Annotated in this window: 9 protein-coding genes; 5 read left to right on the top strand and 4 right to left on the bottom strand. The window is 44.7% G+C overall.

Going from position 1 to position 11,303, the window contains the following annotated elements; genetic code table 11:
* From RMO55_RS15590 to RMO55_RS15580, 3 genes are all read left to right on the top strand, one after another.
* Positions 1–922: ABC transporter substrate-binding protein (locus RMO55_RS15590; RefSeq protein ID WP_310427921.1), on the top strand; the 922-nt coding region annotated here is incomplete at its 5' end.
* Between the two features lie 189 nt (positions 923–1,111).
* Positions 1,112–2,158, top strand: coding sequence for an ABC transporter permease (locus tag RMO55_RS15585; RefSeq protein ID WP_310427919.1), 1,047 nt, complete (start codon positions 1,112–1,114; stop codon positions 2,156–2,158).
* Between the two features lie 77 nt (positions 2,159–2,235).
* Positions 2,236–2,886 carry a Uma2 family endonuclease gene (locus RMO55_RS15580; RefSeq protein ID WP_310427917.1) on the top strand — a complete coding sequence of 217 codons (651 nt, stop codon included), beginning with the start codon at positions 2,236–2,238 and terminating at the stop codon, positions 2,884–2,886.
* Positions 2,887–2,946: 60 nt separating this feature from the next.
* Here the strand turns inward: RMO55_RS15580 and pyk are convergent, their stop codons facing one another.
* Positions 2,947–4,704: a pyruvate kinase gene (gene pyk, locus RMO55_RS15575; RefSeq protein ID WP_310427916.1), complete on the bottom strand. Its 1,758-nt coding sequence runs from the start codon at positions 4,702–4,704 to the stop codon at positions 2,947–2,949.
* A gap of 375 nt (positions 4,705–5,079) precedes the next feature.
* Between pyk and RMO55_RS15570 the strand changes: the two genes are divergently transcribed.
* A complete protein-coding gene (locus tag RMO55_RS15570) occupies positions 5,080–7,176 on the top strand; it encodes a response regulator (RefSeq protein WP_310427914.1) in 2,097 nt (698 codons plus the stop codon).
* A gap of 50 nt (positions 7,177–7,226) precedes the next feature.
* Positions 7,227–7,649, top strand: a complete 423-nt coding sequence (locus RMO55_RS15565) for a thioesterase family protein (protein ID WP_310427913.1) — start codon at positions 7,227–7,229, stop codon at positions 7,647–7,649.
* Positions 7,650–7,855: 206 nt separating this feature from the next.
* On the opposite strand, the gene gatA is transcribed toward RMO55_RS15565, so the two are convergent.
* The 3 genes from gatA to RMO55_RS15550 all read right to left on the bottom strand — a co-directional run.
* Positions 7,856–9,304, bottom strand: a complete 1,449-nt coding sequence (gene gatA, locus RMO55_RS15560; RefSeq protein ID WP_310427911.1) for an Asp-tRNA(Asn)/Glu-tRNA(Gln) amidotransferase subunit GatA — start codon at positions 9,302–9,304, stop codon at positions 7,856–7,858.
* A gap of 137 nt (positions 9,305–9,441) precedes the next feature.
* On the bottom strand, positions 9,442–10,290 hold the full coding sequence (locus RMO55_RS15555) for a metallophosphoesterase (RefSeq protein WP_310427909.1): 849 nt from the start codon (positions 10,288–10,290) through the stop codon (positions 9,442–9,444).
* 239 nt (positions 10,291–10,529) lie between these two features.
* Positions 10,530–11,303: HAMP domain-containing sensor histidine kinase (locus RMO55_RS15550; RefSeq protein ID WP_310427908.1), on the bottom strand; the 774-nt coding region annotated here is incomplete at its 5' end.

Here is an 11,303-nt window from a genome sequence, read left to right as displayed (position 1 = left end):
GGCAAACCTCTACAACTCCTTCCGCACCGGAGCTGTTGACGTTGCCTTCCAAGCATTAGAGCCAGATCAAGTCAAAGTGCTCGAAGCCGGAGCCAAAGCGGGTAATTGGCAATCGATCGCGATCGATGGTAGTGTTACCAGTTATCTGATCCTCAATGTCCTCCAGAAGCCGCTCGATAACCCCCTAGTCCGTCAAGCACTGGCAGCTTTAGTCGATCGACCAACTATCAACGAACGCATCTTGTACGGGCAAGGAAAGCCCTTATACAGTATCGTCCCCGATACCTTTGCCGTGTCTCAGCCAGTTTTTAAAAATGCCTATGGGGATGGTAATATTCCCAAGGTCAAACAACTGCTCACCCAAGCTGGATTTTCGCCCCAGAACCCCGCTAGAATTCAAATCTGGTATCCCTCTGGTTCTACATCCCGTCGCCTGACTGCGGGCTTTCTGCGTGCCTATGCCAACAAAAAATTAGATGGGATGCTCGAACTCGAACCAAACACGATCGAGTCGGCATCTTTCTTCAAGTATGCTAGCAAGAATGTTTATCCATCAACACTTCAAGATTGGTATCCCGATTTTCTCGATCCTGACAACTTTGTCCAACCATTCCTCCAATGTCCTAAAGTTTTAATCGACGAAAAAGGCGTAAAGCAGAATGGATGCGGAGAAGGTGCGAGTCAATCTCAAGGATCGTTCTATTATAGCGATCGAATGAATGAACTAATTAATGCTCAAGGCAAGGAATCAGATCCCACTAAACGCAAACAAATCTACGCCGACATCCAATCTCAACTGATCCAGGATGTTCCCCTCATTCCCCTCTGGCAAACCAAAGATTTTGTCTTTGCTAAAAAAGGCATGAGCGGCATCAAAATCGATCCACTTCAGAATTTACTGTATTCGGAAATGAAGAAATAGGTTTTAGGTTTTAGGTTTTAGGCTTTAGGGACTAAATTTATCTTTCGATCTAAAACAAAAACAAAGTTTGTTTAACAATTAATTAAAATCTAACTTTCAATTCGTAACTCTTGCCCTAAAGCCTAACACCTAACACCTAAAGCCTTACCAGAACTAAGCCCCAATCTACCAAAACTAAGCACAACCCTTATGTCTCGATCGAAAACTCTCCAATACTATCTTGCCGCACGATTGCTGCTAGCTCCGTTGATGCTATTGACGATCGTGACATTGGTATTTTTCCTGCTCAAAGCGACACCTGGCGATCCGGCGGATATGTTTTTGGGTGCGAGAGCATCGGATGCAACCAAAGCAGAATTCATGAAGAATTTATGCGAAAAGCAACCGATGTTCTGTATAGAACAACCAATTTATGTTCAATATTTTCGTTATCTCGGTAATATTTTACAAGGCAATTTCGGGGATTCTATCACCAGCTCTGGTAAAGCTGTAGTTAACGTCATTCAAGAAAATTTCCCTGCAACATTAGAACTGGCGATCGGTAGTATGGTAATTGCCTTTGTTGTTGGAGTTATTATGGGTACGATTGGCGCAGCTCGTCCAGGGACAAAATCCGAAGTAGGTGGAAGATTATTTGGAATAGTTAGTTATTCGTTACCGATTTTTTGGGTGGGAATGTTATTGCAATTAGTATTCGCAGTGCAATTACATATTTTCCCCCTTGGTGGTAGATTTCCGGCGAACTTAACTCCTCCTGCGAAAATTACTGGACTCTACACGATCGATAGTCTACTCCATTTCGACATCCCCAGCTTTTTCGTCTCGATTCATCATCTGGCTTTACCCTGTTTGACATTGGGTATTTTACTCAGCGGCATTTTTGAACGGATTGTGCGGGTAAATCTCAAGCAAAGCATGAAAGCCGAATATGTCGAAGCCGCCAGAGCGAGAGGGATTCCTGAAAACAAGATTTTGATTTCCCACGCTCTCAAAAATGCGATGATTCCGGTGATTACTGTCTTAGGTTTGACTACTGCTTCCCTGCTCGGTGGTGCAGTCTTAACTGAAGTTACCTTTTCTTGGCCAGGATTGGCAAGTCAATTGTATGAAGCTATCTCCAATCGTGACTATCCTACTGTACAGGGAATTATGGTATTCTTCGCAGCGATCGTGGTAATTGCTAGTATTCTTATCGATCTGATCAATGCCTGGATCGATCCGCGCATCAAGTATTAAATCAATCAGCTCGATCGATTAGAATAGTAGCGATCGAGCTTTCAACAGACAAAGGTGTAAAGCGGAGAATTCTAAATATGACTGTCCTCAAAACTTTACCTGATTTGCACAGCGGAGCATCTGCATTGGCGGAACCTTTGAGCATGAAAATAGCAATCGAATCTTCATCATCTATTTGTCTTAAATATTGGACAGTCCAAGACTACTACCGGATGAGCGAACTGGGTATTCTCGATCCTAACGAACGGACTGAATTAATTGATGGACAAATTATCATCATGACGGCTAAAGGAACTCCCCATGTCACAACACTCCAACTTTTAGCTACTAATCTTCAAGATCAACTTGGCAAGAGTGCTCTAATTCGTACTCAAGATCCGATTCGGTTGGATAACTTCTCGGAGCCAGAACCAGATCTTGCCATTGTCAAAGGAACTATCCTCGATTACAACGAACACCATCCCGTTCCTAATGATATTGATCTAATCATCGAAGTAGCTGATTCTACACTCAAACAAGACTGCGAAGTCAAAGACAAACTCTACGCTCGATCGAGTATCGCCGAATACTGGGTCGTAGATATTAAAAATCGTCAAGTTCATATCTTCCGCGATCCTACGCCCACAGGCTATACCAGTCAACTGATTCTCACCGAAACCCATTCAATTTCACCCCTCGCATTCCCCAATCTTAGCTTATCGATCGCATCAATATTACCACCAATCTAAATAGCGCAAGATCCCCGACTTTTCTAAAAAAGTCGGGGATCTAGGTCGATCGGGGTAAAATCAATTAAAACTAATTGCCCCTGAATAGATTAACCCGCGTTGAACATCCAGCGTAATTACAGTACCGCCGCGAATGCCACCTGTGGCATCCTTTACGCCGACGATGACGGGAATATCCAATCGCAAGCCTAACACCGCTGCATGACAGGTTAAACCCTCATCTTCAACGACGATCGCGCTGGCTTTACGAATTGCGTCTAAGTATTCAGCATTAGTCGTCGTGGCAATCAAGATATCTCCTTTATTAAAGTGGGCGACATCCCTCGGCGTGCGGGCAATGTGAGCTACTCCTGTCACCAATCCATGTCCGATGCCGATCCCCTGTCCTAAAATTGCCGTGACAACTTCGACTTTGACGAGATCGGTTGAACCAGCTACACCTTGAGTACCAGAGGTAATCACCACCAGATCCCCTTCTTGGAGGAGATTGCTCGTCCGCGCCATGTTGATGGCGGCTTGGAAGTTGTCGTTTACGTTGGCTAGATCGAGCAGGAGCATGGGTTGAACGCCCCAAACGAGTTGAAGCCTACGAGCTACGTCTACATGGGGTGTAACGGCAAGAATCGGCTTGGATGGGCGAAATTTGGAAACGCTGCGAGCGGTAGCTCCGGTTTTGGTGAAGGGGATGATGGCGGCGGCTCCGAGTTGTTCGGCGATATTGCCAACGGCTTCGCTGATGGCGTTGGGAATCGATCTCTTGTTATCTTCCCAGCGTTTGGAGAGTTTTTCTTTCTCGGTTTCCAGGGCAATTCTCGCCATCGTTTCGACAGCTTCGATCGGATAATTACCTACAGCGGTTTCGTTGGAGAGCATCACCGCATCGGTACCGTCTAGAATAGCATTGGCAACGTCAGAAATCTCGGCCCGAGTCCCACGGGGGTTATTTACCATACTATCCAACATTTGGGTCGCGGTAATAATTGGAATCCCCATCCGGTTGGCGGTGGCGATTAATTGTTTCTGAATTCGGGGGACTTGTTCGGCGGGCAATTCTACGCCTAGATCGCCCCGTGCTACCATGACACCATCGCAGAGCGCGAGGATTTCTTCCATTTGCTCGATCGCTTCGTGCTTTTCAATTTTAGCGATCACGGGGACTTCTTTACCCGCATTGGCAATCAGTTCTTTAATTTCGAGGATATCGGCGGGATTGCGGACGAAGCTCAGTGCTACCCAGTCTACGCCCTGATCTAGTCCGAACATTAGATCCAGACGATCTTTATCTGTCAGAGCCTTAATCGACAGGTAAACTCCAGGAAAATTTACACCCTTACTATTGGATAATGGCCCACCAACTACGACTTTACAGTGCAATTCACTGGTGTCTCGATCGACTGCGGTCACTACCATCTCAACCTTACCATCATCTAGCAAGATCGTCGAACCAACTGGAACTTCGTCAGCGAGAGTATCGTAAGTCACCGAACTAATCGTCTGCGTCCCTGGGATGATTTTACTCGTCAGCGTGAATGGATCGCCATTTTTAAGCACGATCGAACCATCAGCAAATTTACCCAACCGAATTTTCGGCCCCTGTAAATCTTGTAAGATACCCACAGGCTGATTGAGTTCAAAGGATATTTGCCTAATCAGGCGAATATTTGCCAAGTGGTCATCGTGAGTACCGTGCGAAAAATTGAGGCGCAGAGTCGTTGCGCCAGCTTGAATCAGTTGCTTCAGGACTTCAGGGCTACTAGTTGCCGGACCGATGGTAGCAACAATCTTAGTTCGGCGGAGGGAATCTCGCAATAATTGCATGAAGTTACAGTCAAAGGATCGAAGGATCGGATACAGGGTGGTAATCTTGGCATAGCTGACGCAAAGCGTTCGGATCGCGGATCGAAGTCACGTCTGAATTAGTCACAGATAACACAGCGATGGTACCACAGAACCGTTATTAGTTATCGGCGATCGATGAATAAGTTCGGAAATATTTCAGGACACACCAGTTGAATTGGGCGGATATGTCAGTTCATCGTCGATTTTTGGGATAAATAAAGAAGCAGTCAATCCTCTGTCAACGCCGTTTTTAAACTTAATTGTGCTGTGTTTGACTCGAAAACCTCCAGATTGACCAACTGTCAACTGCCTGCCCTGAAGCCACACAAAGGGTCAACTGATTTATTATTCATTATGACAATCGGTCAAACATATCATCACCCACCACTGATCCTGATTGTTGACGACGATGAGGTAGTTCGACAGGTATTATGTGAGAAAGTCACCCAAGATGGCTATCAGGTCAGAACTGCGCCGAATGGAGAAGAAGCGATCGTCATTTACCAAGAAATCCAACCAGACTTAGTGCTGATGGATGGGGTGATGCCAGGGATGGATGGATTTGAATGTTGCGCCCATCTGCAACATTTACCTGGAGGGGAACTGACACCAGTATTGATGATTACTGGGTTAGATGATAGCGCGTCACTCGATCGAGCCTATGAAGTGGGTGCTGCTGACTATATTACCAAACCCATTCACTGGGCGGTATTGCGTCAAAGAGTCAAACGAGTACTCAATCAATCTCATTTACATCGAGAACTAGAAGCATCAAATTTGGCTTTGCGCCACAAGTCTGAGGAACTTCAGCAGCAAAATCATCTGCTCGAACAGTCCAGAAAGGCGGCAGAATCAGCCAATAAAGCTAAAAGTGCATTTTTAGCTGCCATGAGTCACGAAATCCGCACGCCAATGAATGGGGTGATTGGGATGACAGGATTATTATTAGATACCGAACTTACGCCCCAACAATATGATTTTGTAAGTACGATCCGTCACAGTGGAGATGCGCTACTCACATTAATTAATGATATTCTCGACTTTTCCAAAATTGAATCGGGCAAATTAGAGCTAGACTACCAACCTTTTGATATCCGCGATTGTATTGAAGAAACTCTCGATCTGCTCGCACCCAAAGCTGCGGAAAAAAACTTAGAACTTGCCTATCTCATCTATAAAAACACCCCGAATTTATTATGTGGCGATGTCACGCGCATTCGCCAAATTTTAGTCAATCTGATTGGTAATGGTTTGAAATTCACCAATTCTGGGGAAGTAATAGTTGGTGTGACAGCGAGGAAAATTAATGTTAATCAGGAGGATCTGATTCTGACGGAAGATCCTACCTATGAAGTGAGATTTGTCGTCAAAGATACTGGGATTGGCATCCCCCAAGATAAGATCGATCGATTATTCAAAGCTTTTAGTCAAGTTGATTCTTCTACTACCCGCAACTATGGCGGTACGGGATTAGGGCTGATAATCAGCCGAAGACTGACTGAATTGATGAATGGTAGAATGTGGGTCGAGAGTAATGGAGAGGGTGGATCGAATTTCTTTTTTACGATTATTGCCAAAGCTGCACCAGCTTCATCCCAGTCCGCCCAACCAGAGCAGCATAAACCAGTAGAATTACAAGGAAAAAGATTATTAATCGTCGATGATAATGCCACCCATCGCAAGATTTTAACTCTTCAAGCCCAATCGTGGGGAATGCTTGCCCACGCGACGGAATCTGGAACTGAAGCTCTCAAATTACTCAATTTGCGCGGTCATTTCGATCTAGCAATTTTGGACATGTATATGCCAGAAATGGACGGTTTGACCCTCGCTCAAAAAATTCGGGAGTTTCCTGAATACCAACAATTACCACTAGTAATGCTCAGTTCTCTCAGTATCAGTCGGGCAGAAATTGAAGCTGCTCAAGTCGATTTTGCTGCGACCTTAAATAAACCAATCAAACAATTTCAACTTCAAGATGTACTCACGCATATTTTAGGTCAAAATCCCGAAAGATCGATCGCTGTGCTCAAATCCAAGTCATCAAACTACGATCTCTATCAAGCCACATACCCATTGCGAATTTTGCTAGCTGAAGATAATCTTGTTAACCAGAAAGTAGCGATTCATATGTTGAAACGGATGGGCTATCAAGCTGATATTGCCATCAACGGTGTAGAAGTCCTCGAACTATTACAAAAGAAAGCTTACGATGTAATTCTCATGGATTTGCAAATGCCCAAAATGGACGGAATGGAAGCTACCCGTCGGATTTTGACCGAATTCCCCGAACATCGCTGTCCGACAATTATTGCCATGACAGCAAATGCACTCGAAGGTGACAAACAAGAGTGTCTAGCGGCTGGAATGCATGACTATGTAACTAAACCTGTTAAAATCGAGCAATTAGCTAACGCTCTCGATCGATGTCAACCTTTATTGTTGGTTTAGGGATTCGGGATTCGGGATTCGGGATTCGGGGATAGGGGAAACAGCACGCTATGTCTTTTAGTTGTGAATATACAGTTCAGTTTCGAGATACTGATGCAGCAGGGGTGATGTACTTTGCTAATATTATTTCGATCTGCCATGTTGCTTATGAGACTTCATTAATTGAGTCGGGTATCGATTTAAAAGTGTTTGTAAACAACCCAGATTTTGCAGTGCCAATTACTCATATGTCGGCTGATTTTTTCAGACCATTGTTTTGCGGAGATCGAGTAATTATCGAACTTACTCCTAGCTCGATCGATAGTTGTAAATTTGAGATAGAATATCAGATATTGTCAATAAATGCTCAAACATTTACTAAATCTTTAGTATCGGCTACTGCCATAACTAAACATGTCACGATCGATCCAGCTACTAGAAAACGGCAAAATTTACCCGAACATTTAACTAATTGGCTCATAAGGTGGGGTTAAGTCGATCTTAAATATTAGTTTTAATCCTTCTTTATCGTTTACCACTTCGCTTGGAACAACCCTTATCCCGAACTCACGTTTCTTTAGCTTGGCTCAATTTTCATAACATATAGCCAGATAATCGGTGTTGCTTGCTTTCAGGTATATTGATGACGGCCTATATTTACTTATTTACATATTGACCATCATCAATATATCTGGAGATCTTATAGTTGGGGAGAGCGACTATGCCAAATAGTAGACTGCTCGTAGACGTGGGCGACTTGAAGCAAGAGATCTTCACGGAGAACATTACTGAGTAATTGTAAACCGATCGGCATTCCTTTATCATCAAAACCGCAGGGGATGCTAATGCCTGGTAATCCAGCCAGATTGACGGGAATCGTCATCAAGTCGGAAAGATACATGCTCAAAGGATCGGCGGTTTTTTCGCCAGCTTTAAAAGCAGTGGTTGGCGCAGTTGGGGTAATCAGAATATCTACCTGACTGAATGCTTTTTCAAAGTCCTCTTTAATCAGCGTTCGCACCTTTTGCGCTTTGAGATAATATGCATCGTAATAACCCGCCGAAAGTGCGTAGGTACCGAGCATAATCCGGCGTTTGACTTCCGCACCAAATCCGGCTGCTCTAGTCTGAGTGTACATCGACATCAGATTGTCAGCCTCTGCCCGAAAGCCGTATTTCACACCATCATAGCGGGCTAAATTAGCCGATGCTTCGGAAGGGGCGATGACGTAATAGGTAGGTAAACCATAGCGGAAACGGGGACAGGAAATTTCTTGAATTTCCGCACCGAGCAAGCGGAAATGCTCGATCGCTTGGCGGACAGATTCAGCTACCTGCGGATCTAAACCTTCGCCAAAAGTCTCGGTAATAATCCCAATTTTCAAACCCTTTGGTAAATCTGGGGTGAGCAATTGGGAGTATTTAGGAGTCTCGACTTTGAGACTGGTAGAATCTTTGGGATCGTAACCGACGATCGCTTCTAATAAGATTGCTGCATCTTCAACCGTCCGCGCAAATGGGCCGATTTGATCGAGGGAAGATGCATAAGCAACTAATCCAAATCGCGATACTAGTCCATAGGTCGGTTTTAGCCCCACCACGCCACAAAAAGACGCAGGTTGACGAATCGAACCACCAGTATCGGAACCGAGCGATACAACGCATTCTGACCCCGCTACAGCAGCAGCAGAACCACCTGAAGATCCGCCTGGTACTCGTTCTAAATCCCAGGGATTGGCGGTGACTTGATAAGCAGAATTTTCGGTAGAACTTCCCATCGCAAATTCGTCGAGGTTGGTTTTACCCAGGGATACCGCGCCTAAGTCTTTAAGTTTTTGGGTAACTGTAGATTCATAGGGGGGAACGAATCCTTGGAGGATTTTGGAACCACAGGTAGTCTCAATCCCCTGAGTACACATATTATCTTTGAGCGCGATCGGGATGCCAGCCAGGAGTGGAATCTCTTCTCCAGCAGCGATTTTGGCATCTACTAGTCTTGCCTGTTCTAGAGCTTGAGTGGGTGTAGTCCGCAAAAAACTGCGCAGTTTTGGTTCGAGTTGCTCGACTCGATCGATCGCTTCCGTGGCGATTTCTACCGCAGATCGTTGTTTAGTGACAAGCTGATGATGCAACTCGCGAATGGATGCCATGTGGGTTAGGTATTAGGGTTTAGGGATTAGGCTTTAGGGATTGGAAACATAGGGATTAGGCGGTAGGGATGAGAGGGCTGCTTGCAGCCGAATACATAATACCTAATACCTAAAGCCTAACCCTAATTTACCAGCCACTAGCTACCAGAGACTAGATTAAACACGGAAATTTCGGGACGACAGTTAAATCGAGCTTGGAATTTGATCGTACCGATGCCTCGATTAGTGTATTGAATCATATTGCCAACCTGATAGCGTCCCAAGGGGTATTTACGAGCCAGCAGAGGTGTATAACCCTTATAAAAGGGAATCCTGAGCTGTCCGCCGTGGGAGTGTCCCGATAATTGTAAGCCAAATCGTCCAGTTGCGGCGGTTTCATCGGCAAAATCCGGCTCGTGAGCGAGCATAATTGCGGCTCCAGTGGCGGGTAATTGAGCAAGTATTCGATCGAGTTTGTCTTGTTTAAAATAAACATCACCAACACCTGCAATATGCAGTGTTGCGCTATCGCGTTTTAATGTGTAAATAGTATTCTCTAGGAGCGTAATTCCTACCTGTTTTATGGCTGTGCGAATTGGCTCGGGATCGTCATGCACGTCATGATTACCCAAGATAGAAATAGTGCGATCGCGTGGATGCAATTTGGCTAGAGTATCTAATAATTCTAGATGTTGCTTGGGTAATCGGCTGATGTGATCGCCTGTGATAACTACCAAATCTGGATTTTGACTATTGACAATCTTGACAACTTCTTCTAAATGAGATCGATCGATCCCATCACCAGCATGAAGATCGCTAATCTGGACGATCCGATAGCCATTAAATGCTCGCTCTAATTTAGGTACAGCAATATCAACTTGGGTGACTTCAAACCAAATTGGTTCGATTTTACGTGCGTAAATACTAGTTGAGAATACTAGCACGCAGAATACTAAAAAGACTTTAATCGATCGAACTAAGACTACTCTAAATTTGGATATACGCACGAGGAAATTAGGCTTTAGATTTGAGGCTTTAAATTTGAGGTTTTAGACTTTAGGATTTGGGCTTTAGACTTTGGGCTAATCCCTGTCCCCGCTCCCCACATCTTGCCTCAATATATATTTACTATTAATGACGTTAGGTAGAAGGGATATTGTTCGTTTAGTTCCTTTCCCCTTTCCCCCTGTCCCCTTTCCCCTAACACCCCAAGGACTTTGCATCTGGTGCAAAATGTGGGTATCCCCTATCCCCTAGTTGGTAAAAGTACCCGAAACTTTGAACCAGAACCGACTTGGCTGATCGCTGAAATCGAGCCACCACAGCGTAAGAGGATATTCTGAACGATCGTCAAACCCAACCCTGCACCACGATCGTTTGGTAAACTACGAACGCGGTAAAAACGATCGAAAATTTTGGGTATTTCTGCTGGTGGAATACCAATACCTGTATCTCGAAACTCTAATTGTACATATTCACCTTGTACTGAAGCTTTGACAAAAACTTGTCCGCCTTCGGGTGTATATTTAATTCCATTGTGCAGTAGATCGATCGCAATTTGCCGCAGCCATGTCTCCACAAAAATAATTGTTGGCAAATCGTCGGCTACAGTATACCCTAGTCTAACTCCTTTCTCTTGTGCCAATGGTTGATATGTACTAACTATTCCAGGAATAATCTGGGAGAGCTGAATTGGCACTATTTCTGATGGATTTGGAGGCCGATCGATCGCCAGCAGTCTGGTTACACCACTAATTAATAAAGTTTGGCGATCGCATTCACCCCGAATTAATCCCAGATATCTTTGTCGTTGTGCTTGTTTTAGCAGGGGGGATTCGAGTAATTTGAGAGCTGTTTTAATATTCGTTAATGGCGTACATAATTCTTGCATCAAATGCGCGATCGGTTCATCTTTAAAGTCACCTAGATTTAATTCTGAAGTAGCGGGATTTTCCATTGAAGAGGGGGAGAGGGGGAGGGGTGTGGGGGTGTGGGGGTGTGGGGGTGTGGGGGTGTGGGG

Source organism: Chamaesiphon sp. VAR_48_metabat_135_sub (genome assembly GCF_031418915.1).
In the GTDB taxonomy this organism is placed as follows: domain Bacteria; phylum Cyanobacteriota; class Cyanobacteriia; order Cyanobacteriales; family Chamaesiphonaceae; genus Chamaesiphon.
Note: the sequence above shows the minus strand (reverse complement) of the source record. Positions and strands in the feature narration are given on the sequence as shown.